This window comes from Roseivirga seohaensis subsp. aquiponti, from assembly GCF_001267955.1.
Classification (GTDB): Bacteria; Bacteroidota; Bacteroidia; order Cytophagales; family Cyclobacteriaceae; genus Roseivirga; species Roseivirga seohaensis.
In genome coordinates this window covers 62,811-86,639 of record NZ_JSVA01000012.1, presented here as the reverse complement: position 1 = coordinate 86,639, position 23,829 = coordinate 62,811, and the positions used below count along the sequence as shown (strand labels likewise).

Genomic DNA, 23,829 nt, shown 5'->3' with positions numbered 1-23,829 from the left:
GTCTTCTTATTAGAATTAAGAAAGTGCAAATTCATAAAATCTAAACTCAAGAGATTATGCTTCAAGTGCTTCGGAACACCCTCTTGCCCTTTTTTCTATTGGCAGCGGGTATTATTACCGCCTCTTATTTTATCATTAATTCCCCACAGTTTAAGGAAATGCCAAGCCTAATGGCCATGGCTTCAACCTTAGATATTACAATACTGATTCCGGGCATTTATTTTCTTTTTATTCGGAAGAGCTATATCCCCAAGCTTACAGTGATTCCTGTGTTTGTGCTCAGCTTTATTGCAGCAAGTATTTTATTACCGAAAGAGCATCAGCAAACACTTTCTGTTATTGAATATGCTATTCCACTTTTGGAGTTATTCGTTATCGGTTTTACCATTTATAATGTTCGAAAAACGATTAAAGCTTATCGTCATCAGAAAGGTGAGGGTCAACATTTAGGCTTCATAGAAACCGTAAATCAAGCCACAGAAAATGCTTTTGGGAAAGGTGTTTTTGCCAACGTTTTGTCCACAGAAATTTCAGTATTTCATTATGCTCTTTTGGGGTGGAAAAAGAAAATAGAAACTGAAAATTCTACTTACTTCACTTATCATAAAGAAAATGGTTATGTGGCCTTTATGATAACCATCGCATTAGCGCTAATTGCTGAAACTGTAATCCTTCATATTTGGATAGCAGGCTGGAACAGTATTTTAGCATGGATATTAACAGGAATAAGCATTTACTCATCCTTCTTCTTGATGGGCGACTTAAATGCTGCCCGTTTACGCCCCATCTTCTTTACGGATGAAGGAATCGTTTTTCGGGCTGGACTGAGATGGAGAACTAAAGCTTTATATAGTCAAATTGAGACAATTGAATATAGAACACCCGATAAAGAAAAGGAAAGTTTTCAAAATTTTGCACTGACTGGAGATGCCAATGTTCTCTTAACTTTCAATACTGACATTAATGCAAAGGGGTTGTATGGCATTAATAAGACCTTCACTAAACTTGCCATTCATTTAGATGATAAGAAAGGTTTTAAGGAAGAAATAGAGAAGAGAGTTTAGACTATTCTTCTCCAACAATTCTCTTTCTGAGTTTCACCACGCGGTCTTTGCTACGCTTTCTCATATTGAGAGCTTCCACCGCTAACGAGAAGAATACCGCAAAGTAGATATAGCCCTTTTCAATGTGTTCACCAATGCCTTCGAGCACTAGCATAAAACCAATTAAAATCAAAAACGACATGGCCAACATTTGCAGCGATGGATGTTTGTTGATAAAAGCACTGATTTTTCCTGCAGAAGACATCATCACAATCATAGCTAAAGTAACTGCAATAATCATGATCGTGATTTGATCCGTAAGCCCCACCGCAGTCAGTATTGAGTCGAAAGAGAAAACGATATCTAAAGCTACGGTTTGAAGAATCACTTTGCTTACCGTAACACCCTTACTCTTTTTTACCTGATGCTCATCCCCTTCTAAAGTATGGTGGATTTCGGTCGTACTTTTTCCGATTAGGAATAAACCTCCCAAAATTAAAATCAAGTCTTTTATACTTACATCATGCTCTAAAACGGTAAAGAGGGGTTCAGTAAAACCAATGATCCAGCTGATTCCCAAAAGCAAACCAATACGCATGATCAAGGCGAGTCCCAAACCTAAGTTTCGAGTTTTTTTTCTATCAGCTTCTGGCAATCGGTTTGATACAATGGAAATGAAAATAATATTATCGACCCCGAGAATAACCTCTAAAAAAGTAAGGGTTAATAGTGCGACAAGGCCTTCTGATGTAAGTAATGCTTCCATTCAAATTGACAGTTTATTGTTGGGCAAGAGGCACATAGTTTTCTTTGGCGTAATTCAGAATGGTTTTATTGGTAAACCTCCAAACCGCCCTTTCCATTTCCTTGCTCTTTTTATCGAGTGTAATGTAAAGTTTCAGATTCACCGTATCCTTCAGAATATGGAAAACCCTTAAGCTAAATTTTTCAAGATTGATACTAGGAAACTCAGACTTAAGGGCCTTTATGATATACTCTTCAAGATCGTCTGGATTGCCCAAAGTTTGCCTGTCCATTTCAAAATCGAAGCTTAGTTTTTTAAAATTCTTTTTACTGGTATTCACCACATTATGGGTAACAAGCAAAGTATTAGGCACATAAATAATCTCGTCTTCATCGCTTAACAGCACCACGTTCAGCAAAGTAATATCAGTTATTCTGCCACTGTGTTCTTCAATAACAATATAGTCGTTCAACGAAAGCTGATTGGAGAACATAAGAATAAATCCGTTGATGGTGTTTGCTATGTAATCCTTAGAAATAATGGCAATCGCAGCAGCAACAATACTAATGGAAGTGAAAAACTCCTTAGCATCTAAGCCAAAAAGAGCCAACAATGCAAACAGTAAAATGATAACATGGAGAATAGCTGAGATTCCATTGATCCCTAAAATGAAGTTATCTTTAAAGTCAGTTCCTTTCTTCTTTCGCTTGAGGTAGAAATACACCATCAAGATTCGACCGAGCGACACAAGCAATATACCTGAGATGTAAGAGATAACCGCAGGGACTATTCTAGTTCCAAAAAAGCTCCCTTCTTCAAAGTCAGGTTTTAACCAAAACCTCCAAACCAATATAATCACCAGCACAATAAATTTCAGGAAGAAAAACAGTCGTCTTCTTCCTTCCTTTTTTGCCTGATCAATAGGCTTATTTGCTTTTACTCTCGTCTTAATCATGATTATAAATCCACTGCAAAATTAACGGAATTTCGAGCCAAAAAAGTTTAAAATTCTAACTCTTTAATCGGTTCCCAATACACCTCTTTAAACCCCACAATTTTATCTTCGCTCACTTTTACTCCTTCGGCTTCTAAACGTTCTTGCATCAGGGTGGGTGTCTGAAAATGATGACGACCGGTTAAAACTCCAGATCGGTTTACTACCCTATGCGCAGGGACATCGCTAAGTCCATGCGCTGCATTCATGGCCCAGCCTACCATTCGGGCGCCACCCTTTGTGCCTAAATATTGAGCAATGGCTCCATATGAAGTAACTCGCCCTGCAGGAATGAGTTTAACTACTTCGTAAACATTATTAAAAAAGTTGCTGTGATCTTTTGCCATAAAGCTAAGTTGAGCATTCTGAACTACTCAAACAAAAAATGACACCCCTTAGAGTGTCATTTTGATCGATTCTGTCCAGCATCTATTAACCGCCTCCACCAAAAATTCCGAATAAGCCCATCATGTTCAGTAATACAATAAGAATAACTACTGGGCATACGTAACGGATAAAAAAGACAAAAGCATTAGAAGCAAATGTACCTGGTTTCCAACCTGGTGCTCCCAAATCAATTTCGGAGACTATATTCTTGATTGGCATTTTCCAAGCCACATAAATACAAGTAATCAAAGCCACCACTACAATAAAGAAGGTACCAAAGAAGAAGTCGAGAATATCTTGAAAACCAGTGTATGTTGCTCCGAAAACCGTGACATTCATGGTGGAGAAAAATTCAGAACCGCCTTGTGAAAGCGCTGAAGGAATACCTACAATGAAAAGTAAAATACCAACTACCCAAGCAGATTTATTTCTGCTCCATTTTTTCTCATCCATAAAATAAGAGGCGGGTACCTCCAACATGGAAATAGAAGATGTTAAAGCTGCCACCATTAATAAAAGGAAGAAGAAGGCACCTATAATGGCTCCGCCCGGCATACTGCTGAAAATCTCAGGCAATACCTGAAACACCAAAGTAGGGCCAGCGGCAGGATCTTTTCCGAAAGCAAAAACAGCAGGGAAGATCATGAAACCTGCAAGCAAAGCAACACCAGCGTCCATCAAACCTACCCAAACACCGCTACTAACAATATTGGCTGTTTTTGGTAAATATGAGCCATAAGTAATCATAATTCCCCAACCAATACTCATAGAAAAGAAAGCTTGCCCTAGAGCTACCAAAAACGTTTGACCCGAAATTTTACTGAAATCTGGGTTTAAGTAGAAGTCTACGCCTTTCATTGCGCCTTCTAATGACATACTTCGAATGGCCACAATAAGAATAAGCAAGAAGAGTACAGGCATCAATATTTTGGCGGCCTTTTCAATTCCTCCAGAAATCCCTTTTCGCACAATAAGAATTGTAACCAGCGTAAACAGTCCCATTAAGGGAATTGTGTTCATTGGGTTTGAGGCAAATTCTTCAAAAGGAACTTCGCTACCACTTAACGATTTGAAAATATAGCCGATTGTCCAACCAGCAATATTGCCATAATAAGAAAGCACAAAAAAGCTGACCAACAAAGCCATAATGGCACCCAAACCCATAAACAGAGGATTGGCGCCAGTATCTTTAAATGCACCAATGGTGCCCTTTTTTGTGTACCTACCAAAGCCCATCTCTGTAAAGAGCAAAGGCACTCCAATAAGTATTACACAAAGCAAATAAACCAAAACAAAGGCTCCGCCTCCATTCTGACCTGTGATGTAAGGGAATCTCCAGATGTTCCCTAACCCGACAGCTGAACCGGCCGCAGCCATGATAAATCCAAATTTGGACCCCCACTGGCCTCTGCCCTCATTACTAACGTTAACCGCCATATTCTTAAAAATTGAGTTGAGTATTGAAAAAAATAACGTAGAATATTGAGAATTTTCTTCTTAAAAACCAAGTGGTTAGAACACCTGTGGCTACCAAAATTTTTAAATCAGATTTACCGTAAATAAAGTTTTATGTGAGAAAAACCCTGTAAAGCTTGGGTTTGTGCCTCAAAAAACTACCTTGTGCGGCTTGAAAATCGATTTTTCTTAAACTTTGAACAAAACTTACAGGTAATTGAGCACGCAAGAAAAACCAGAAGAATTTAGTAATCGGTGGGGAATTATTTTAGCCGCCTTAGGTATGGCCATTGGGGCGGGTAACCTTTGGCGCTTCCCAAGAATAGCAGGAGAGTACGGTGGAACATTCATTATTTTATGGATGTTTTTCCTTGTAATATGGTCTATACCTTTACTTATGGCCGAATTGGCCATAGGTAAACACTATAAAAAGGGAACCATAGGCGCCCTTGGTAGTTTGTCGGGCAAAAAATTTAATTGGATGGGCGTGTTTGTTACGCTTGTCACCATGGGCATTGCCTTTTATTACTCCGTGGTAACGGGTTGGTCTTTCAGGTACTTCCTCCTCAACACACAAAACTTAGTCGATTATATTTTTGGTTCAGGCGCCATGAACGAGAAGTTTGCAGACCCCAACGTGAACTACATGGACAACTTTTGGGCGCATTTATCTAACTCAAGCTGGGAGGCAGTTCTTTGTTATATGTTTACCATTGCCATAGCCATATGGGTTTTGAGCAAAGGAATTAAACAAGGGTTAGAGAAGGTAAATAAGATATTAATTCCTACGCTCTTCATTCTACTTATGGTTGTGGCCGCTTTTGCTATTCAGATGCCAGGAGGAGTAAAAGGGCTTGAGTACTTATTCACAATTAATGTTGAGCTTTTTAAAGACCCTAACATTTGGATTCAGGCTATTACCGACTCTGCTTGGAGTACAGGGGCAGGCTGGGGGCTAATGATTACTATTGGGTCGTTCTCAAGGAAGAAGGAAGATGTAACGCTTAATACATTCTTAGGAGCGTTTGGAAACAACTCGGCAGCACTTTTAGCGGCCATGGCTATTTTACCAGCCGTTTTTGCCATGTCAGCTACATCGGCCGATGCCATTGATTTTTTGCATGGCGGTAACACAGCATTAGTGTTTACCGTGCTGCCTCAACTATTCTCCCAAATGACAGGCGGACCATTCTTATCATGGATTTTCTTTGGCGCATTCGCTATGGCGGCATTTAGTTCGGTACTCCCCATGATGCAATTAATAATCAGAAACTTAACGGACTATAACATTTCTAAAAAACAGGCCGCATTAATCACAGGTGCTGCATGTTTTATCATTGGTTTTCCTTCGGCATGGAGCCTTGCCATATTCGAAAATCAAGATTGGGTTTGGGGTGTGGGTCTTTTAGTGAGCGGAATTTTCATTTCCTTTCTTATTATGCGTTATGGCCCATCGAAATTTAAGAGGGACTTTATAGATGAAAACTCCGATTTTAAAGTCTCTTCTAAATACTTTACTGGCATGATCTACTTTATCTTTTTTGCCGGGCTATTCTTGGTGTATTGGTGGATGGACCAAGGCTACAGCAAATACCCTTGGTTTGATGAAAAGGGTAATTGGAACGTATTCGATACGTTTAGTAATGCTTCAATTGTAACACAATGGGCCATTGCCCTCATTATTGCAATTGTATTTAATGGATGGTTCTACAAAAAATTCGTGAAAAAATGAGTCAAGAAGCTATAATAGGAATGATCATATGTTTAGCGATTACCTTCGGAGGTTTCATCACCTTTCTTACAATCGCACTTAAATCAGATAAGAAAACTGAAAACGCAAACGCAGAAGAATAAACTTTGACTTACTTACCAGCCATTTGTTCGGAAACGATGGCTATACCTTGGTCAAAAGTATGAGGCTCGTACCCCAAAACGGTGCGGGCCTTTTCTATTAATAGCCCAGTTTTCGGAGGTCTTTTGGCAGTTTGAGTAAAGGTAGAAGCATCGGCCTTTTGCATAGTAGCCGTACTTAGGTTGAAGAACTGGGCAGTTTTAATCGCCATTTCATAAGGGGTCAGTAAATCGCTTCCGCTAACGTTAAAAATACCATTCGCCTTTTGTTCTGAAATTAGCAAACAGCCCCTGGCCAAATCTTCTGCCAAGGTAGGGCTTCGCAATTGGTCATCTACCACCTTAATTTCTTTGCCTTCTTCCAAGCTATTCTTCACCCAAAGAATAATGTTAGAACGGCTCATGTCGTGCGCAATGCCGTACACCAAAACAGTACGAGCAATAGCCCAATCAATTTTACTTTCTTCTATTATACGCTCGGCAGCAAGTTTACTTTCTCCATAATAGCTAATCGGGTTGGCTTCGGCTTCTTCATCGTATGGACCATTTTCACCATCAAAAATAAAGTCGGTAGAAAGGTGTACTAGAAAGGCATTATTCAATTTACAAGCTTCAACCAAATGTTTTACAGCAGTAACATTTAAATCCCAGCAGGCCTCTTTTTCTAATTCACATTGGTCCACGTTGGTCATGGCTGCGGTATGAATTACCACATCGGGTTTGTGCTGGGCAATTACTTCTAGTACTTGTTCGCGATTGGTGATATCAAGCGATTGAAAAGTATATTTTTCTTCGGGAATAGGTAGTCGGTTAGTTCCTCTGGCAGTAGCCACCAATTGGTGATTTGCTTCATCTAAAATAAGCTGAACCAGCTTTTGACCAAGTAAACCGTTAGAACCTGTAACTAAAATTTTCATTGCTCCTTTTTAGGGTATTCTATTCCGTATTTCTTTGTAATCTCTTTTTTCGACATTTCGATAACAGCAATAGTCATTCGAATGTCTTCTGTTGGCTTGTCTCTTCTATTGGTTTCTACCGCAGCAATTTTATCGATTACATCTAAACCTTCAACCACCTGACCAAAAACTGTGTATTCTCCATCCAAATGTGGTGCGCCACCAACGGTTGTATAAGCCTCCACTTGTTGGGTAGTAAATCCAGGGTCTACCTGTGGTCCAAATTCTTCTTCAATCAAATCTTTCGAATTAAAAACCAGTTCGCGCTGCGCCTGTTGGAAATCGTAAGTAGTATCTTCTTGATACTTATTTACATGGTAGTTATACTTCTCATTCAACTCAATGTATTTGTCCATTTTGCGCATGCGGTCAAATAAACCATTAAGCTTTAAATATTCCCTTCTATCTGCTCTGGTTTGCAAACTCGCCTGATCGTACACTTCGCCATCGACAATATAAAATTGAGATCCGCTTGATTGCTTTTGAGGGTTGACGTTATCTCCCATTCGGGCAGCCGCCAAAGCTCCTTTTACATGAATATATTTTTCAGGAAGAAATTCGGCATCTATTCTATAATTGGCATCCTTTTCTTGAGTACCCGTAGACAGATCACCCGTCTGAATCATAAAGTTTTCAATCACTCTATGGAAGATCACCGAATCGTATTTTCCTTCTTTGGCCAAACTCAAAAAATTGGCCTTGTGTAGCGGAGTATCATCATACAGCACAGCTGTCATATCTCCATAAGGAGTTGAAATTACTACTATCTCATCCATTTCAGTATTACAGGCTGAAAAAAACAGACTGAAAGAAACAAGGAACGCTAAGTTTAAAAAAGTCTTTTTCATGGCTAATTATTGATAAACTGGGCCGTATTTTTTTACGATTTCTTCTTTTGGCATTTCTTCTACCGAGATATACATACGCACATCTTCAAAAGGCCTGTTGTTTGGGTCTACCCCAACCGTGGTAATAGCATCAATCACTTCTAAGCCCTGAATTACCTGACCAAAAACTGTATATTCCTCATCCAACGGAGGGTAGCCTCCTACAGTAGTATAAGCCTCTACTCTTTCTGCTGGCATTTTAATCATGATTCCAGTAGCCTCACTTAATTTGTCTGCCAGTTCCATTGCCTTAACCCTAAAGGTTTCATCCCCTCCTTCATTAAAAGAATCTTCCAATTCTTTATTCAAAGGGTTGTCTGGATCAGTTCTTCTTAAAGTAGATATGGATTGCGACAAAGCCTGCATGTCCATACCTGTTTCTTGTTCTGTAAACACTCTACCTTGAACTATGAAAAACTGGCTTCCGCTCGATGCTTTTTCTGGGTTTACATAATCTGGCTGTCTGGCAGCAGATAATGCCCCCTTTTTATGGAAGAAGCTCTTTACAAATTCTGCAGGAATGGTATACCCCGGGCCTCCAGAGCCTAAACGAGCTCCTGGTTCGGCATCTTTTGAATTTGGGTCACCACCCTGAATCATAAAGCCAGTCATTACTCTGTGAAACAAAAGGCTATCGAAAAAGCCTTCTTTGGCCAGTTTAAGAAAGTTCTCTTTGTGCTTTGGGGTTTCATCATAAAGAATGGCCTTCATTTCGCCCATGTCGGTTTTGATAGTCACCAAATAATCATTGCCCTTTACTTTTTCTTCGCCTGAGCCTCCGCATGAAGCGACAACTGCAATTAGCAAGGCCATTATGGCCAACTGTATATACTTTTTCATTGGTTTGATAATTCGGTTTTTATGGATTTTAATATGCGATCTCCGCCCGAAGATAATACTTCTTCGGCAAGTTTTTTGCCTATTGATTTGGCATCCTTTAGCTTACCAATGAACACTTTACGAATCATTTCTTTGCCATCCAAACTGGTAATTCCTCCAGTCATTTGAAGGCTGTCATCTTTGATTTGAGCCAAACCGAATACCGGAATTGAACAGCCTCCATCCATGGTTTTTAAGAACGATCGCTCAGCCAAAAGGCACACCTCAGTAGGTTCATGGTTCAGTGCTTTTCTAACTAAATCTTTCTTGGCTTTACTCAATCCTTTGTGTACTTCAATGGCTACAGAGCCTTGCCCTACAGCGGGCGTAAACTCTGTTAAATTTAGCTTTTGAACAATTTTGTCATCGTAGCCCATTCTGTGTACTCCCGCATATGCGAGCAATAAAGCATCGCAGGCTCCTTCTTCCATTCGCATTATTCTGGTTTGAAGATTGCCCCGAACTGGAACGGTTTTGATATGAGGATAAAAGTGTTTTAACGTGGCAATTCTTCTATTGGAAGAAGTACCGACTACTAGATTTTTATTATTAAGTGAAGCTTCCTTATTATCACTAATCAGTACATCATTGGCCAATTCGCGTTCTGAAAACGAAATGAGTTCGAAGCCATCAGGAAGGGTAGACTGCATGTCTTTGGCGCTATGCACGGCAATGTCAATCGCTCCATTGGCCAATTGCTCTTCTATTTCCTCGGTAAAAACCCCTTTGCTTCCAATCTTGGAAATTGAAACATCTAAGATTTTATCTCCTTTGGTTTCTATTTTAACAATTTCAGTTTTTACACCAGCCGCTACCAGCTTATCTTCCACAAAATAAGCTTGCCATAGGGCCAACTTACTACCTCGTGTTCCTATTCTAATTTTCATTTAAGCGTTCAATTTTGCTTTCGATCCTCTTTTCTTAGGCTGATTGTTCTCAATAAACTCAACGATGGTTCCTGCAATATCTACTCCTGTTGCCTTTTCTATTCCTTCTAAACCTGGCGAAGAATTTACTTCTAAAACCAATGGCCCTCTTGATGATGGTAGCATATCAACACCTGCTACGGAAAGTCCCATTGCGTTGGCTGCTTTTACCGCAACCGATCTCTCTTGCCTTGAGAGTTTAATTACCTCGGCCGAACCGCCACGGTGAAGGTTAGAACGAAACTCGCCCTCCATTCCTCTTCTGCGCATGGCGCCTACTACTTTGCCATTCACAACGAAAACGCGTATGTCGGTAGCTTTGGCTTCTTTAATAAATTCTTGCACTAAAATTCGTGCTTTTAAGCCATGAAAAGCCTCAATTACCGACTGTGCGGCTTTTCGGGTTTCGGCCAAAACAACGCCCAAACCTTGAGTTCCTTCTAATAATTTAATAATTACGGGTGCTCCGCCTACGTGCTCTATCAAAGATTTTTCTTCTTTAGAATAATTGGTAAAGGCTGTGCGTGGCATTGGCAAACCAGCTCCTGCTAAAATCTGCATCGACCTTAGTTTATCTCTAGAACGAACTATGGCCTGAGAATCGGTAGTGCTAAAAACGCCCATCATTTCGAACTGACGAACTGTGGCTGTTCCGTAAAAGGTAACTGAAGCACCTATTCTAGGAATTACGGCATCAATACCTTCCACTCTTTCTCCCATATAATATACTGCTGGGCCAGCATCTTCAATAACGAGGTCGCATTTTAGATGGTCCAATATGACGGCTTCATGCCCCCTGGTTTCAATCGCTTCTACCAACCGCTTTGTACTGTAAAGGGCTGAATTTCGAGAGAGCACTGCAATCTTCATTTTTTCTTGGTTTTTAGATTATTCGGCACTTTCGGCCTTGATACTTTTGGGTGTCATCTTAAGGGAAAGATCCTTTTGACTTACATCCACAATAAAACGATTCGTGAGCAACTTTCGGCCTAAAAGTATAGGGAATTTCATCTTGCTCCGGTCTGATAAAGAGAACTCTGCATTAATGCGCCTCTTCATTAGTACTACCGTTGTTTTGATAATAAAACGTTCTTCGGTTACTCCATTTGAGCTCCGAATTTTCTTCTTCTTAAAATTAGTGGTCGAAAACTTTCTGGCCTTTTTTTCATGAATCTTATTGGCCGATAATTGAAAGGTAAGTGTTGGCACACCTTCCACCTTGGTTAGTTTTACTTTTGAACAGTTAATAGACGAAGTGTAAGCGCCAGTGTCAATTTTAGCGTTTACATCTTTCAATCCGAATTCTGGCAGATTGATGAAATCTTGCCTTCCTATTAGCTGTAATGGTTTCGACATTCTACTTTTTAGAACGTGCAATTTGTGCAATCGCCAGAGATAAATCAAGAAAGAGAATCTTAGGGTTAGCATTCCGCTCTATATGATAGTTGGCCTCTTCGATTTTAGGCACCACTTCTGTTATTTTTTCTGCATTGAATACCTTACCAAAGTTGGCTACAAAATCCTTTTCTGTATCTGGAATTCTTTCCAGTTCACTAACTCCGTATTGGTGAATCAGGGTATCGCGCATTACTTTACTTCCGGTATTGAGCAGCCCTTTCTGAAACTCCTTTCCACCACTCTGAAATTCATCGGCCATTTTTACCAAAGCCTGAAAATCATAAGTAAAACACAGACGCATCCACTGCTTAAACTGCACACCCATTGCATCTTGTCCGCCTTGCACCAAGTGCAACGCCTCGCGCATATTTCCTTCGGCCAAATAGGTGATTTCTTGGGCGCGTTCAGTACTCACGCCTTCCGCTTTACTTACTGTGGAAAGAATGTTCTCATCGGTAAAAGAAGGGATTTTCATTAACTGAACCCTAGAACGAATGGTGGTAAGCAGCTTATTCTCATCATTCGACACCATCAAGAAAATAGTTTTCTCTGGCGGTTCTTCTAATACTTTCAAAATTCCGTTGGCCGCATTGCTATTCATTAGCTCAGGCAACCAAATGAGCATTACCTTATATCTGCCCTCAAAAGCCTTAAGCGAAAGGTTGGTAATAATATTTCTACTTTCCTGACGGGGAATAAGCAACTGCTTGTTTTCCCAACCAAAGTGAAAGCTCCAATCGCTTACGTTTCCGTAAGGTGATTTTAGAAGGTATTCCCTCCATTCTTTCAGGAATTTTTCACTGGTAGCGTCTTCCCTTTTAATTTTAGGGGTTGCCGCAGTTGGAAAAACAAAGTGAACATCGGGGTGAATGTGTTTTGACTGTTTTGTGCAAGACGAACACTCTCCGCAGGCATCATTCTCCTGTTTGTTTTCACAGTTTAAATAGGTAGCAAAAGCCAGCGCCATAGGCAAATTTGCCGAGCCTTCAGCGCCTAAAAAGAGCTGTGCATGCGCCACATGATCTACCTTAACGGCCTCAATGAGCTTATTCTTAACTTCGTCTAAACCGGGTATGTCTTGAAAACGCATGTTTATTTTTTATCCCAAGTTCTGTATTGGGTGGTAATTTCAAAAATTCGGTCGATGATCTCTTTTTCGGTATCATCAAAAGCCATTCCTCTGCGCTGCATTACCGCTTCGGCTACTTCATAAAACTTTCTTGGTTGGAAGGTAATTAAACCAGAAGACCCACCCCAAGAGAAAGAAGGAATAAAGTTTTTTGGAAAGCCAGCGCCAAATATATTCGACCCTACGCCCACCACTGTACCTGTATTAAACATAGTATTAATACCGCACTTGGCATGGTCGCCCATCATCAGCCCACAAAACTGTAAGCCTGTTTGCACAAAACGTTCGCTGGTGTAGTTCCAAAGCTTAACAGGTGCGTAGTTATTTTTTAGGTTAGAAGTGTTGGTATCGGCACCTAGGTTACACCATTCGCCAATCACTGAATTGCCCAAAAAACCATCGTGTCCTTTGTTGCTGAAACCAAAAATAACTGAATTGCTTACCTCACCCCCCACTTTAGAATGAGGACCTACCGTGCTATCTCCTTTTATTTTTGCACCCATATTTACATGCGCTCCTTCACACAAAGCAAAGGCTCCGCTAATAATCGCTCCTTCGTGCACATGCGCATTCTTACCGATATACACAGGGCCGTTTTCAGCATTAATAATGGCTGCCCGAATTGTAGCGCCCTCTTCCAAAAACACATTTTCCTTTCCATACACCACCGTATGCGGATCGATGATGGGCTGAGAAGTTCGGCCTTTGGTGATGAGCGAAAAATCCGCTTCAATCTGTTCTTTGTTGAATTGAAAAATCTCCCAAGGCTGGTTGATCATTCTAAAGGTGCCCTCATAACTTACTTCTTCCGAGCCATTTCCTGAAACTGCTAAAACGGTATCTCCCGACACCAGTTTTGTATTTGCTGTTAAGGCTAAAATTGCTTCAGATAATTCTTTTGACGGACACAACGCGCCATTCACTTTTACGTTTGTTGGCAAGGCCTCAAACTTCTTTCCCAAGTAATCTTGGGTTTCGAAACCAACATGAAAACCATATTTCTCCCATTTTTCGCCAATGGTTAAAATTCCAACACGAATGCAGGCCACTGGTCTGGTAAAAGTAAAAGGAAGAAGATTCTCCCTGATTTGGGGCGGATCGAAAAGATTAATGTGCATGTAGCAAAAATATAAAAGGCTTTCGATTAAGTATCAATTCTGTGATTTTATCTCGCACTTAGAAAGAATTTGGAAATTAAATTTAATACTCTACATTTGTAGAATACACTCTAAAGAAGTAGAGCATGAATTTATCGAAAAGCGAAGAACAACTGATGAATTATTTATGGAAGCTAAAAAAAGCCTTCATGAAAGATTTACTCACTGAGTTTCCTGAACCAAAGCCTGCTACCACTACAGTAGCTACGCTCTTAAAAAGAATGAAAGACAAGGGTTTTGTGGATTACAAACTTTTTGGAAACTCACGAGAATACTATCCGCTGGTGCGTAAAAGCGAATATTTTTCGCAGCACCTCAAAGGATTAATTAAGGATTTCTTTAATGATTCGAGCACTCAGTTTGCCTCGTTTTTTACTAACGAAACTGATTTGAGCACAGAAGAATTGGAAGACCTTAAAAAAATGATTGACGAACAGATAAAGAAGAAACAATGATTGCGGGTCTATTCGAAATCTTCTTATGCTTATTGGTGCTCTTTGGCATTTATAAACTGGTTTTAGAGCAAACTGCGCTGCACCGAGTAAAAAGGTTTTACCTCCTTTTCGCTTTGATTTTCTCATTGACCACCCCTTGGTTGAACCTAGAAATCAGTTCGGATAAAATCATGATTCCAACCGGAGAAATGATTTCGGAAACACTTTACGAAGTAGTAGCCAATGAGCAGGCGGTAACTCTAGAAGCTGTTAGCCCACCGGAAGTCACCGAAGCAAAACCTAAAACGAACACCAACTATTCAGCTTGGGCAATTGGTGGGCTTTATTTGGTAATTGCCTTTGTTCTGCTAATTCGTTTCGGAAGGAATATTCGCAGACTCTTTACTAAGGCTAAAAACAACACTCGCATTCCGTACAAATCGGCTAAAGTGGTGCTTCTTCGGCAACCCACAATTCCTCATAACTTCCTAAAATTCATTTTCATGTATAATGAAGACTATAAAAAGGAAGCTTTGAGGGAACAACTTTTAGCACATGAGCTTGGTCATGCGCTGCAACGACATTCATTAGACATTCTATTGGTAGAGTTGCTTCAAGTGCTGTTCTGGTTCAATCCAATGTATTATTTCTATGCCAAAGCCATTCGGCTGAACCACGAGTATTTAGCAGATGCGATGGTGCTTGGCAAGTTTAATGACATCGCCACTTATCAGCGTCTGTTGCTCAAGTTTACCAACCGCAACCACAGCAATGAAATGAACTTGGCCTGCCTTTCAAATTATTCATTAACTAAAAAAAGATTCAAAATGATGACACAACAAACCACTAAAATGGCTGCTCTGGTTCGTGCGGCTATTTTGCTGCCGTTATTGGCAGTGACCACGCTTTGCTTCAGTTTAAAAATTAAGGCAGAAGCCATTGGTAACAACGCTAGCGAGCTTATTTCCACCATTGAAAATTCCATTTTTCAAGAGAACAAACCAGAGCTACATCCTTTAGGGGATTATAAATACCTACGCACCACTTCCACTTATGGCATGCGTAAAGACCCTGTGACCAAAAAAGACAAAATGCATAAAGGAGTAGATTTTTCAGCCAAAACAGGAACGCCAGTAATTGCTACCGCCTCAGGAACAGTAGAAAAGGTAGAATCTCTGAAGGGTGGTTATGGCAATTACATTCAAATTAAGCATGACGAACAATACCAAAGCCTGTATGCACAGCTTAGCGAAATGGACGTTCAGGTGGGTGATAAAGTAGAAAAAGGACAGCTGATTGGAAAAGTTGGCAACACAGGCCACAGTACAGGCCCGCATCTTCATTATGAGGTAATCAAAAATGGCGAAAAGGTCGACCCGAAAGATTATTATAAGGCGACTTCTGATACACCAACTCGTCCAGCCATCTTAATCCTGGAACAAAAATCAAGAGACCCAAAAAATGTAGCAGTCTATGCTGTAGAAGAAGAGCATTACGATGTAAGCTTGGGCTCTGGGTTTGAATACGAAAAAGTTATCTATGATGACAATAAAGCCATATTCATAAGGAAGAATGAGAAGCCTATTATTAAAGACATGGCAAACCTATCTGTTGAGCAAACCCAAGCTTTAAAGTCTCTTACTTTATCACCACTCCCATATTTTGAAAAAAGTCAGCCAACACAAGAAATTGTAGACAATTGGAGTGACTCCACCATTTATGGAATTTGGATCGATGGCAAAAAAGTAGACAATTCTGTTATGAGCAATTACAAGGCTTCGGATTTTTCTCATTACTCTAAGAGTAACCTATATCGTAATGCCAAAAAAGAGAAAATCTACACATATCAATTAGACTTGACCACCAACGAGAAATATGAAAAAGATAAAATAAGAGCGGCACAACAAAAAGCAGAATGGGAGAAAACAACCAAGGCCTCACTCGCCAAGCTAGATTTTTAAAAACCTATATAAATTCAAATCCACAACATAAAGCCTCACTGAATTGGGGCTTTATTTATGTATAGCCTTGAAATTAAGTGTCTTTTTGAAACTTTAGATCTTTCCTCCAAAGTCTCGGAGTCAGGACAGGAAATAAATCATTTCTACTACAGTCATTTTGAGGAGAGTCCATCCCGATGGAGTATTCACTACCAGTTTTAATTGTATGCACACTGCTTTTCATTCTGACTCAGAGGCTTCATAGAAAGGAACAAAAGAGGTATCAATAGGCATCTACTTTATTTGGAATAATTCTAAATAAAACCGAACTTCGCCAGCGAGTTTTGGGTTAACCCTTCAAAAGTTCAGCGAAATGCAAGAGGTAATTGTCGGTATAGTTTTTTTAGTAGCGCTAATCTTTATTGGAAGACACTTTTATAATCAATACAAGTCCGAAAGCGGTTGCCCGAAAGGCTGTGGCTCTTGTGATATTTCTAAAGAGGTGAAAAAGATGGACTTTAAAATGCCTGAGCATTTAAAGAATTAAGCCCAAACCCTGGTTCCTTCTGAACAATTCTTACACATTTCAATTTCACTTCTGGATTTAATCAGTGCCTGACGGAAACTCTGATAGGCTTTTCCTTTCCAAACCTGCTGAAAACTTTCGGCCTGCATGCTGCCCAATTGGTAATGGGCGTCTTTATCGAAACAGCAGGGCACTACTTTTCCGTCCCAAGTGATTACGCAGGAGTGCCACATTTTCCAACAATGGTTGAGTAATCGGTTTTTGATCTCCCATTTTCCATTGGCCGTTTGGCGGTAACGTGCATACTTTTCTATAGTTGGAATAAGCTCTGAACCGTTTTCGTAATCATAAATCTGTGCGGTTTTAAAAGCCACTTCGCCCACACCCAATTCTTTGGCCAGCTTTTGTACATCATCTAACTGATGCTGATTTGGCTTTACCACCAAATATTGAAAAATGACATGTGGGGTTTTACTCTTCAGTTCCTTCTTCCAACGGATAATATTCTTTGTGCCTTCAATTACCTTTTCCAGTTTTCCGCCAACGCGGTATTGCTCATAGGTTTCTTGTGTGGTACCATCAATGGAAATAATAAGTCGGTCTAAACCTGATTCAACTGTGGCCTTCGCATTTTTATCGTGGAGGTAATGTGCATTGGTCGAAGTAGCCGTATAGATTTTCTTTCGCGAAGCATACTTTACGTGATCTAAAAAACTGGCGTTTAAATAAGGTTCGCCCTGAAAGTAGAAAATAAGATAAGTGAGCCTTGGCGCCAGTTCATCAATGGTTTTCTGAAAAATTTCGTCAGTGAGCATTCCCGTATCTCGAGAAAAACTGCGCATTCCACTAGGACATTCGGGGCAACGTAAATTGCAGGAAGTGGTCGGCTCTAAGCTAATGCTGGTAGGCATTCCAGAATGACTTGCCTTTTTGGTGATTTTAGAAAGCCAATAACTACCCACCAATTGAAACATATTCCACAGCCGAAGGGGCGTCAGTTTTGACGCATAATTAAGTCCATCGGTGAAATTTCTGTTCATTGCGTCAAATTAGGTTGGCAAAGTTCACTTTCAAAACCCTTAAGGGTTTTTAATCAAATAAGTCTCTTTATCTTCGTACAACACAATCTAATTACGAATGAAGCGGTTTGTACTTTTTTTCAGTTTGCTCCTTTTTGTTTTCAGCGCGAAGGCACAGTTTCCAGGACTTTCTGGCCAAGCTGAAATTAGTATTATTACCATTGGGCCAGGTGAAAATTTATATGACAGCTTTGGGCATGGTGCAATTAGAGTTCAAGACCCTTATTTGAGTATTGACAGGGTTTATAATTATGGAACATTTGATTCTTTTGAAGATGGTTTCTACTTGAAATTTGCACAGGGAAAACTCAATTATAAACTTTCAATTCAGGACTTCAATCGTTTTCTAGGGAACTACCAAGCTCAAAACCGTTGGATAACCGAACAGGTTTTAAGTCTGACTCAAGCCGAGAAGCAAGAGATTTTCGAATTCTTAGAAAACAATGCCATTCCCGAAAACAGTTATTATTTATACGATTTCTTCTACGATAACTGTGCTACCAAATTACGTGATGTGGTGGGTGATGTGTTAGGCGACAAGCTTACATTTAATAACAGCCACCTTACAGAAGAAAAAACCTTTCGAGACCTAATTCAAGAAAACACCTTCAACTTTCCTTGGTGGGATTTTGGAATTGACCTTGCCTTAGGAGCTGTAATTGATGTAAATGCCACTGCAGCAGAGCATATGTTTTTGCCCGATTACGTTATGCAGGCTTATGCCAATGCTACGATCACCAGAGATGGGGAGGAAGTTCCGGCAGTAAAAGCAACCAATAAGCTTTTCGAATCGGATTATTACGAGACACACCGAGAAACCATTTCGCCTTGGATGATATTTTCAATCCTATTGCTCGTTGTTGTAGTATTCACTTACAAAGACACGCTCCAAAACACAAGGGCACGATATTTAGATTTCACCATTCTATTCTTAACAGGTTTAGTCGGGGTAGTTGTAGCCTTGCTTTGGTTTGCTACAGACCATACCGCTACGGCCAAAAACCTAAACTTGCTTTGGGCTTTTGCCCCTAACCTTATTGTGGCTTTCTATGTAGTGAAAAAAAATGCACCTGTATGGACTAGAGGCTATGTCCGCTTTCTGTTTATTCTTTTAATTGGAATGACCTTTATTTGGGTTTTCCAACTACAAGTATTTTCCATTGCCTTACTACCAATCATGTTACTCTTAGCTGTGCGGTATGCCTTTTTATGGGTAAAGGGTTTGGCATAGCCTGCACTAAGCATCTCATTTTCAAACACCTTGTTGTGGAGACATCTCTACAAGCTGGGTCTTAACGTCTCATTAAATTCAATAAAAACCTGATTTTTTGCTGAAAATTGGCTTGGCACAGTTTTGCTACTAGTGGGAGTGAAATCAATTAATCACTAAAACCCCACAGATATGTTACGTTGGACAATCACATTCTTAGTTATAGCAATTATTGCAGGTATTTTAGGTTTTGGAGGCATTGCCGCTGGTGCTGCTTCTTTGGCTAAAATTGTATTCTTCATTTTCGTGGTACTGCTTGTTGTCTCTCTTTTAAGAGGAGTCACCAGTGGACGATAGGCACTACTCTTTATATAGATTAGATAGAACGGTTTCTGAAAATTCAGAAACCGTTCTGAATTAACATCCCGAATTCTTCTCCACTTTTTAACTTATTATTATGAAACCACAGGAAAACGAAATTCTTCTTATTTATAATGGTCGAAAGTCGCATGACACAAAAGTACTAGGCTATGCAAGTGCCGTTCAAAAATATACCGTGAACGAAAGAAACATAGATAAAAACCCACTGACCGAAACACAGCTGAACCAAGTAGCAAACGATATGGGATTACAGATTCTTGATTTAATAGATAAAAAATCAGACGCTTATTTAAATGAGATTAAGGATCAGCGCTTTTCGAATGAAGAAATGATGAAAATCGTAAAGCAACACCCAGAAATACTGAAAACGCCAATTGCAATGCTGAATAACACTGTCTTTTTTGTGCACTCTGCTTATGACTTTGTGAACAAAGGAATTGAGATTGAAGGCATAAAAAGCAAAAGCGGAAACATATATGAATCACCCAAACGTGATTAATTCTTTCTCTTTGAACCAAATTAATTCTGATCATCTCTCGCAATGAAAGATCGTTTTATTTCTTCTTTTCAAGAGTTTTGGGAAACCATACTTGACAAAAGTCCTTCAATTGTTTTAGGCCTAGTGCTCTTGTTTATAATGTGGGGCTTGGCTGTGCTCATTTCTCGATTGGTTAAGAAGAGAATCATGGTGCGCATTAATGATCAGCTACTTTCTAATTTTATTGGAAGGCTCATTTTTTTGATTTTCCTGATTATCGGTATAGTCATGTTTTTAAATCAAATTGGCTTGGGCCAAGCGGCTGGTGGTTTGCTGGCAGGCGCAGGTGTTTCTGCATTGATTATCGGCTTGGCATTTAAAGATATAGGAGAGAATTTTTTGGCCGGCTTCTTTTTAGCCTTCAGTCGCCCTTTTAGCATTGGCGATGTAATTCAGGTAACAGATATTACAGGCAAAGCCAGAGCGCTGAACTTCAGAAATACACATGTCCGCACTTTCGATGGCCGAGACGTATTTATTCCAAATTCAATGCTTATCAAGAGCCCCTTAACCAACTTTACCCGCGATGGCCTAATGCGTTATGACTTTATAATTGGGCTTGATTATGGAGATAATATTGCCGAAGCCATTAGAGTAATTATAGATGAATTAAACAATATGGCAAATATCACCAAAGCTGAAGGGGTTGAGCCTTTTGTAATTATCAATGATTTTGGAACCAGCACCATCAACTTAAAAACCTACTTTTGGATTAACACTTATGATTTTACAGGCTCGTCTTTACAGCTCAAAAGTGTGGTAATGCATCAGGTATTATTGCGTTTATCAGAAGCTGGCTTCAATATGCCTGCGGATATTATTGAACTTAAAATTTACCAAGAAGGTCAGCCTATTCCTGTTTCTGTTCGGAATGACGCGAACATTAAACCAAAACCTAACCCTGAAATAGTCTAGCCTATCCCTTTTTCAATTCATTTGTTAAAACTAAAATCAGCAGGTTTTCACATTCAATAAAAACCGAATACCTAAATTAGGGAAATGAACCTCTTTCCTGAAGAAATAGACGAAACCAAAAACTGGTTGCCCAAAGAAGGTACGGTTAACTATTATGGAAAATTAGTTTCTGAAGAAGACGCCAACTTCTATTTCAGAAAACTCTACGATACAATTGAATGGAGAAACGATGAAGCCGTTATTTTTGGTAAGCATTACATTACCAAACGCAAAGTAGCTTGGTATGCCGACCAACCCTACGAATACAGTTATTCCAACGTCACCAAAAAAGCCCTGCTTTGGACACCTGAACTTCTAAGCTTAAAAGCTATAGTAGAAGGAAAAACGGGTGAAAAATTCAACTCTTGTTTGCTCAATTTATACCACACAGGCGAAGAAGGAATGGCTTGGCACAGCGATGGCGAAAAGGACTTGAAGAAAAATGGAGCAATTGCTTCGGTGAGTTTTGGGGCGGAAAGAAAATTCGCTTTTAAGCACAAAGAAACCAAAGAGAAGGTTGATATTTTCTTAGAACACGGCAGTCTCTTAGTGATGAAAGATGCTACCCAAAGCCATTGGCTTCATCGTTTGCCTCCCACCAAAAAAGTAAATGCCCCAAGGGTGAATTTGACTTTCAGAACGATAGAGAGGTAAGTTAAAATTGATATTCAGGTCTGACCTTCGGTGCCGACCTTAGAAGAGCCCCATTGTGATCGGTCGGTACCGAAGGTCAGACCGTACCCCAAAAAAGATGAGAATTCTTCCATTTGCAATTTGTTTACTATCCTGCGCTGAACTCTTAGAAAAGAAAAGCCAGATACTTTGACACATTACTCATTCTATTTGGGCTCTAGAAAAAGTTAAGAGAATTAACAAAACCTTTTCTATATTATTCAAATGAGGAGTTCTTATATCTAGGCTAAACACATTACTTTGAACAGCGAGACGAAAAGATGTGAGTCCAGAAACCTGATTCTTTTCCAATTCATAAATCCAATATTTAGCAAACTTATTATCACTATCTCCCGCAGTGATATATCTCTTTTTTTCGAACACCCTAAAAATTCCATTGTGCATGCTTATGGTAAATGCTGAAGATTCAAAATCGGAAATAGTCAGACTAAGTTTTACATTGGTATTCAAAACAGAAACAGAAGCAGCTTTACTTATTTTAAACAATAAATTTAGCCTCTCACTTTGAATGATGCTTTCATCAATTAGCACCAACGGGGCACTATCAGAATAATTTTCAAGCTTTGTCTTAAATTGATCTGCAATAGCCTTAAGTAATTCAGCAATTCTTTTATCATTCATTATTCAAAAAATCTAATATTGGGTCAATAATATAAGGCTTATAATGAATCTCAAATTAAGGTAATTTCAATAACTACTCTCTCTAGCTATTCCTTTACAACAAAATTAACCCCTATAATGTCCATAAAATGGAAAGCTGTTATCATTTCAGGTCTGACCTTAGAGTAGCTCCTGATGCAATCGGTCGGTACCGAAGGTCAGACCGTGTCTATTTCTGAGCCAAGCGCAAACCAAAAAAAATCTTCCTTCTCAAAAACCTACTGACATAGGGTTGTCATAAGTGCCCTTTAAGTTTATTCCATAATCTTAAATCGCACGATATGAAAAACGAAACATTAGCACCAGTAGTCATTAGCTCAAACGACCTACTAGCCCAATGGCAAGGACACCGAAGCCTTACCCGAAGAGTAATTGAAGCTTTTCCAGAAGACAAACTTTTTAGTTACTCAGTAGGCGGAATGCGTCCCTTTTCTGAATTAGCCCTAGAAATGATTCACATGGCTGTGCCGAGCGTAGCTGGAATCATTACTGGAGAATGGAAAACTTTTGGCGAATCAGAGGCAGAAGAAAAACCTACTACTAAAGCAGAGCTGCTCAAGCTTTGGGACGAGTCAACAGAAAAACTGAATGAGTTATTTCCTCAAATTAAAATTGAGCGTTTTCAGGAAGTAGAAAAAGCTTTTGGCCAATATGAGGGCACCAATCACGCTTTGATTTTTTACTGTATCGATAACGAAATTCACCACAGAGGGCAAGGTTATGTATACCTGCGCACTTTAGATATTGAGCCTCCTTTTTTCTGGGAAAGAGGTTGATTGGCATTAATTATGGACGCTCAATCTAGTAACAACTAATTGCAGAGTTGACCAAGCACGAGCTTAAATACCAATGGATAACTCAACTCCATTATGACAAAGTCATTCCTAAATAATGTGTTTTAATGATCGAGTTGAGCCCATTTTCTAATAAGAAATCCTTAAGTGAACTTGACTTTTAGAACAATAGAAAGGTGAATTGAAAGGGAAATCTAGGTCTGACCTTCGGTGCCGACCTTTGAGTAGCGTCTCGTGTAATCGGTAGGTACCGAAGGTCAGACCGCATTTCCATAATGATGTATTCTTATTTTAACAGCTCCTCAATTACCTCTCTTATCAAATCACCCTCAAAGCCTTTCATTACCAAATGCTGTGTTAGTTTGCCACGCACAGTGTATTGGTTTTCGGCTTTAATGGTCGGTAATTTTTTCTCTGCATGGCGTTTTAGGGTAGCATAATAATCATCGGGGTCAATTTCTTGAAAGCCTTTCTTTATACAGTAATCAGAAATACGATGCTGTTTCAGCCCTTGCAAAATTTTGCGTTTGCCCCAACCCTTAATCCTAAACTTTCCACCCACATAAGCCTTAGCAAAACGCTCTTCATTAATGAAATTTTCGGTAATAAGTTCCGACAAAATTTCCTCAACCTCGTCATGATGAAGGCCATAGCCATACAGCTTATCGCGTACCTCTTGCTGCGAACGCTCCTGATAAGCGCAAAAATCGGCAGCTTTAAGTTTGGCCACTTTGGGGTCTAGTCGCTTTGGTTTACGTTCTTCGTATTGAAAAGCCATCGAACTAAGTTAGAATGAATTATCTTTGGGCAAAA

At 39.6% G+C, this 23,829-nt stretch carries 27 protein-coding genes; 12 read left to right on the top strand and 15 right to left on the bottom strand.

What is annotated here, in order from left to right:
• Positions 1-56 precede the first annotated feature (56 nt).
• Positions 57-1,064 (top strand): hypothetical protein, encoded by a 1,008-nt coding sequence (locus OB69_RS11990; protein ID WP_053223980.1) that lies wholly within the window; start codon positions 57-59, stop codon positions 1,062-1,064.
• A 1-nt stretch (position 1,065) separates the two neighbouring features.
• On the opposite strand, the gene OB69_RS11985 is transcribed toward OB69_RS11990, so the two are convergent.
• The 4 genes from OB69_RS11985 to OB69_RS11970 all read right to left on the bottom strand — a co-directional run bounded on the left by OB69_RS11985 (position 1,066) and on the right by OB69_RS11970 (position 4,606).
• Complete coding sequence (locus OB69_RS11985) at positions 1,066-1,809, bottom strand: TerC family protein (RefSeq protein WP_053223979.1); 744 nt, start codon at positions 1,807-1,809, stop codon at positions 1,066-1,068.
• Positions 1,810-1,822: 13 nt separating this feature from the next.
• Complete coding sequence (locus OB69_RS11980) at positions 1,823-2,743, bottom strand: mechanosensitive ion channel domain-containing protein (RefSeq protein ID WP_053223978.1); 921 nt, start codon at positions 2,741-2,743, stop codon at positions 1,823-1,825.
• Between the two features lie 47 nt (positions 2,744-2,790).
• Positions 2,791-3,129, bottom strand: coding sequence for an MGMT family protein (locus OB69_RS11975; RefSeq protein ID WP_053223977.1), 339 nt, complete (start codon positions 3,127-3,129; stop codon positions 2,791-2,793).
• Between the two features lie 85 nt (positions 3,130-3,214).
• Complete coding sequence (locus OB69_RS11970) at positions 3,215-4,606, bottom strand: sodium-dependent transporter (RefSeq protein WP_053223976.1); 1,392 nt, start codon at positions 4,604-4,606, stop codon at positions 3,215-3,217.
• A 235-nt stretch (positions 4,607-4,841) separates the two neighbouring features.
• Here OB69_RS11970 and OB69_RS11965 point away from each other — a divergent pair, with 235 nt between their 5' ends.
• Both OB69_RS11965 and OB69_RS18615 read left to right on the top strand, forming a co-directional pair.
• On the top strand, positions 4,842-6,356 hold the full coding sequence (locus OB69_RS11965; RefSeq protein ID WP_245620810.1) for a sodium-dependent transporter: 1,515 nt from the start codon (positions 4,842-4,844) through the stop codon (positions 6,354-6,356).
• Complete coding sequence (locus OB69_RS18615; protein WP_185096905.1) at positions 6,353-6,478, top strand: MetS family NSS transporter small subunit; 126 nt, start codon at positions 6,353-6,355, stop codon at positions 6,476-6,478. Before OB69_RS11965 ends, OB69_RS18615 begins: the two co-directional genes overlap by 4 nt.
• Positions 6,479-6,486: 8 nt before the next feature.
• Here OB69_RS18615 and OB69_RS11960 read toward each other — a convergent pair whose 3' ends face one another.
• From OB69_RS11960 to OB69_RS11925, 8 genes are read right to left on the bottom strand one after another with little or no spacing between them, the layout of a single operon-like run.
• On the bottom strand, positions 6,487-7,392 hold the full coding sequence (locus OB69_RS11960) for an SDR family oxidoreductase (RefSeq protein ID WP_053223975.1): 906 nt from the start codon (positions 7,390-7,392) through the stop codon (positions 6,487-6,489).
• Positions 7,389-8,279, bottom strand: a complete 891-nt coding sequence (locus OB69_RS11955) for a peptidylprolyl isomerase (RefSeq protein ID WP_053223974.1) — start codon at positions 8,277-8,279, stop codon at positions 7,389-7,391. The genes OB69_RS11960 and OB69_RS11955 overlap by 4 nt, the downstream gene beginning before the upstream one ends.
• A 6-nt stretch (positions 8,280-8,285) precedes the next feature.
• The gene (locus tag OB69_RS11950; RefSeq protein ID WP_053223973.1) at positions 8,286-9,158 is read right to left on the bottom strand and encodes a peptidylprolyl isomerase; all 873 of its coding nucleotides are present in this window, start codon (positions 9,156-9,158) and stop codon (positions 8,286-8,288) included.
• Complete coding sequence (gene hemC, locus OB69_RS11945) at positions 9,155-10,084, bottom strand: hydroxymethylbilane synthase (protein WP_053223972.1); 930 nt, start codon at positions 10,082-10,084, stop codon at positions 9,155-9,157. Before hemC ends, OB69_RS11950 begins: the two co-directional genes overlap by 4 nt.
• Positions 10,085-10,993, bottom strand: a complete 909-nt coding sequence (gene rimK, locus OB69_RS11940; protein WP_053223971.1) for a 30S ribosomal protein S6--L-glutamate ligase — start codon at positions 10,991-10,993, stop codon at positions 10,085-10,087.
• 18 nt (positions 10,994-11,011) lie between these two features.
• Positions 11,012-11,479: an ATP-dependent zinc protease family protein gene (locus OB69_RS11935; RefSeq protein ID WP_053223970.1), complete on the bottom strand. Its 468-nt coding sequence runs from the start codon at positions 11,477-11,479 to the stop codon at positions 11,012-11,014.
• Between the two features lies 1 nt (position 11,480).
• Positions 11,481-12,611 (bottom strand): DNA polymerase III subunit, encoded by a 1,131-nt coding sequence (locus tag OB69_RS11930; protein WP_053223969.1) that lies wholly within the window; start codon positions 12,609-12,611, stop codon positions 11,481-11,483.
• 2 nt (positions 12,612-12,613) lie between these two features.
• Positions 12,614-13,768 carry a GlmU family protein gene (locus OB69_RS11925; RefSeq protein ID WP_053223968.1) on the bottom strand — a complete coding sequence of 385 codons (1,155 nt, stop codon included), beginning with the start codon at positions 13,766-13,768 and terminating at the stop codon, positions 12,614-12,616.
• Positions 13,769-13,893: 125 nt separating this feature from the next.
• Here OB69_RS11925 and OB69_RS11920 point away from each other — a divergent pair, with 125 nt between their 5' ends.
• The 3 genes from OB69_RS11920 (at position 13,894) to OB69_RS18480 (ending at position 16,728) form a co-directional block, all read left to right on the top strand.
• Positions 13,894-14,262 carry a BlaI/MecI/CopY family transcriptional regulator gene (locus tag OB69_RS11920; RefSeq protein WP_053223967.1) on the top strand — a complete coding sequence of 123 codons (369 nt, stop codon included), beginning with the start codon at positions 13,894-13,896 and terminating at the stop codon, positions 14,260-14,262.
• Positions 14,259-16,202 (top strand): M23/M56 family metallopeptidase, encoded by a 1,944-nt coding sequence (locus tag OB69_RS11915; protein ID WP_053223966.1) that lies wholly within the window; start codon positions 14,259-14,261, stop codon positions 16,200-16,202. The genes OB69_RS11920 and OB69_RS11915 overlap by 4 nt, the downstream gene beginning before the upstream one ends.
• A 352-nt stretch (positions 16,203-16,554) precedes the next feature.
• Positions 16,555-16,728 carry a FeoB-associated Cys-rich membrane protein gene (locus OB69_RS18480; RefSeq protein WP_082338171.1) on the top strand — a complete coding sequence of 58 codons (174 nt, stop codon included), beginning with the start codon at positions 16,555-16,557 and terminating at the stop codon, positions 16,726-16,728.
• Here OB69_RS18480 and OB69_RS11910 read toward each other — a convergent pair.
• The gene (locus tag OB69_RS11910; protein ID WP_053223965.1) at positions 16,725-17,747 is read right to left on the bottom strand and encodes an SPASM domain-containing protein; all 1,023 of its coding nucleotides are present in this window, start codon (positions 17,745-17,747) and stop codon (positions 16,725-16,727) included. The two genes, OB69_RS18480 and OB69_RS11910, sit on opposite strands and share 4 nt — an antisense overlap.
• A gap of 97 nt (positions 17,748-17,844) precedes the next feature.
• Here OB69_RS11910 and OB69_RS11905 point away from each other — a divergent pair, with 97 nt between their 5' ends.
• The 5 genes from OB69_RS11905 (at position 17,845) to OB69_RS11890 (ending at position 21,523) form a co-directional block, all read left to right on the top strand.
• The gene (locus tag OB69_RS11905) at positions 17,845-19,017 is read left to right on the top strand and encodes a lipoprotein N-acyltransferase Lnb domain-containing protein (RefSeq protein WP_053223964.1); all 1,173 of its coding nucleotides are present in this window, start codon (positions 17,845-17,847) and stop codon (positions 19,015-19,017) included.
• A gap of 171 nt (positions 19,018-19,188) precedes the next feature.
• The gene (locus tag OB69_RS18240; protein ID WP_071387084.1) at positions 19,189-19,353 is read left to right on the top strand and encodes a DUF1328 domain-containing protein; all 165 of its coding nucleotides are present in this window, start codon (positions 19,189-19,191) and stop codon (positions 19,351-19,353) included.
• Positions 19,354-19,453: 100 nt separating this feature from the next.
• On the top strand, positions 19,454-19,876 hold the full coding sequence (locus OB69_RS11900) for an arsenate reductase family protein (RefSeq protein ID WP_053223963.1): 423 nt from the start codon (positions 19,454-19,456) through the stop codon (positions 19,874-19,876).
• A 42-nt stretch (positions 19,877-19,918) separates the two neighbouring features.
• Entirely contained in the window at positions 19,919-20,830 is a 912-nt protein-coding gene (locus tag OB69_RS11895; RefSeq protein ID WP_053223962.1) for a mechanosensitive ion channel family protein, read from the top strand.
• A gap of 84 nt (positions 20,831-20,914) precedes the next feature.
• Positions 20,915-21,523 carry an alpha-ketoglutarate-dependent dioxygenase AlkB family protein gene (locus OB69_RS11890; RefSeq protein ID WP_053223961.1) on the top strand — a complete coding sequence of 203 codons (609 nt, stop codon included), beginning with the start codon at positions 20,915-20,917 and terminating at the stop codon, positions 21,521-21,523.
• Between the two features lie 180 nt (positions 21,524-21,703).
• Here OB69_RS11890 and OB69_RS11885 read toward each other — a convergent pair whose 3' ends face one another.
• The gene (locus OB69_RS11885; RefSeq protein ID WP_053223960.1) at positions 21,704-22,183 is read right to left on the bottom strand and encodes a hypothetical protein; all 480 of its coding nucleotides are present in this window, start codon (positions 22,181-22,183) and stop codon (positions 21,704-21,706) included.
• Between the two features lie 320 nt (positions 22,184-22,503).
• Here OB69_RS11885 and OB69_RS11880 point away from each other — a divergent pair, with 320 nt between their 5' ends.
• Entirely contained in the window at positions 22,504-22,998 is a 495-nt protein-coding gene (locus tag OB69_RS11880; protein ID WP_053223959.1) for a DinB family protein, read from the top strand.
• Positions 22,999-23,302: 304 nt separating this feature from the next.
• On the opposite strand, the gene OB69_RS11875 is transcribed toward OB69_RS11880, so the two are convergent.
• Positions 23,303-23,794, bottom strand: a complete 492-nt coding sequence (locus tag OB69_RS11875) for a regulatory protein RecX (RefSeq protein WP_053223958.1) — start codon at positions 23,792-23,794, stop codon at positions 23,303-23,305.
• Positions 23,795-23,829 lie beyond the last annotated feature (35 nt).

Coding starts and splice junctions, on each gene's coding strand:
- OB69_RS11910 (WP_053223965.1), bottom strand. CDS start 17,747: ATGAACAGAAATTTCACCGATGGACTTAATTATGCGTCAAAACTGACG.
- OB69_RS11905 (WP_053223964.1), top strand. CDS start 17,845: ATGAAGCGGTTTGTACTTTTTTTCAGTTTGCTCCTTTTTGTTTTCAGC.
- OB69_RS11920 (WP_053223967.1), top strand. CDS start 13,894: ATGAATTTATCGAAAAGCGAAGAACAACTGATGAATTATTTATGGAAG.
- OB69_RS11915 (WP_053223966.1), top strand. CDS start 14,259: ATGATTGCGGGTCTATTCGAAATCTTCTTATGCTTATTGGTGCTCTTT.
- OB69_RS11960 (WP_053223975.1), bottom strand. CDS start 7,392: ATGAAAATTTTAGTTACAGGTTCTAACGGTTTACTTGGTCAAAAGCTG.
- OB69_RS18240 (WP_071387084.1), top strand. CDS start 19,189: ATGTTACGTTGGACAATCACATTCTTAGTTATAGCAATTATTGCAGGT.
- OB69_RS11880 (WP_053223959.1), top strand. CDS start 22,504: ATGAAAAACGAAACATTAGCACCAGTAGTCATTAGCTCAAACGACCTA.
- OB69_RS18480 (WP_082338171.1), top strand. CDS start 16,555: ATGCAAGAGGTAATTGTCGGTATAGTTTTTTTAGTAGCGCTAATCTTT.
- OB69_RS11985 (WP_053223979.1), bottom strand. CDS start 1,809: ATGGAAGCATTACTTACATCAGAAGGCCTTGTCGCACTATTAACCCTT.
- OB69_RS11955 (WP_053223974.1), bottom strand. CDS start 8,279: ATGAAAAAGACTTTTTTAAACTTAGCGTTCCTTGTTTCTTTCAGTCTG.
- OB69_RS11890 (WP_053223961.1), top strand. CDS start 20,915: ATGAACCTCTTTCCTGAAGAAATAGACGAAACCAAAAACTGGTTGCCC.
- OB69_RS11875 (WP_053223958.1), bottom strand. CDS start 23,794: ATGGCTTTTCAATACGAAGAACGTAAACCAAAGCGACTAGACCCCAAA.
- OB69_RS11925 (WP_053223968.1), bottom strand. CDS start 13,768: ATGCACATTAATCTTTTCGATCCGCCCCAAATCAGGGAGAATCTTCTT.
- OB69_RS11975 (WP_053223977.1), bottom strand. CDS start 3,129: ATGGCAAAAGATCACAGCAACTTTTTTAATAATGTTTACGAAGTAGTT.
- OB69_RS11980 (WP_053223978.1), bottom strand. CDS start 2,743: ATGATTAAGACGAGAGTAAAAGCAAATAAGCCTATTGATCAGGCAAAA.
- OB69_RS11950 (WP_053223973.1), bottom strand. CDS start 9,158: ATGAAAAAGTATATACAGTTGGCCATAATGGCCTTGCTAATTGCAGTT.
- hemC (WP_053223972.1), bottom strand. CDS start 10,084: ATGAAAATTAGAATAGGAACACGAGGTAGTAAGTTGGCCCTATGGCAA.
- OB69_RS11885 (WP_053223960.1), bottom strand. CDS start 22,183: ATGAATGATAAAAGAATTGCTGAATTACTTAAGGCTATTGCAGATCAA.
- OB69_RS11970 (WP_053223976.1), bottom strand. CDS start 4,606: ATGGCGGTTAACGTTAGTAATGAGGGCAGAGGCCAGTGGGGGTCCAAA.
- OB69_RS11900 (WP_053223963.1), top strand. CDS start 19,454: ATGAAACCACAGGAAAACGAAATTCTTCTTATTTATAATGGTCGAAAG.
- OB69_RS11990 (WP_053223980.1), top strand. CDS start 57: ATGCTTCAAGTGCTTCGGAACACCCTCTTGCCCTTTTTTCTATTGGCA.
- OB69_RS11895 (WP_053223962.1), top strand. CDS start 19,919: ATGAAAGATCGTTTTATTTCTTCTTTTCAAGAGTTTTGGGAAACCATA.
- OB69_RS11935 (WP_053223970.1), bottom strand. CDS start 11,479: ATGTCGAAACCATTACAGCTAATAGGAAGGCAAGATTTCATCAATCTG.
- OB69_RS11930 (WP_053223969.1), bottom strand. CDS start 12,611: ATGCGTTTTCAAGACATACCCGGTTTAGACGAAGTTAAGAATAAGCTC.
- rimK (WP_053223971.1), bottom strand. CDS start 10,993: ATGAAGATTGCAGTGCTCTCTCGAAATTCAGCCCTTTACAGTACAAAG.
- OB69_RS18615 (WP_185096905.1), top strand. CDS start 6,353: ATGAGTCAAGAAGCTATAATAGGAATGATCATATGTTTAGCGATTACC.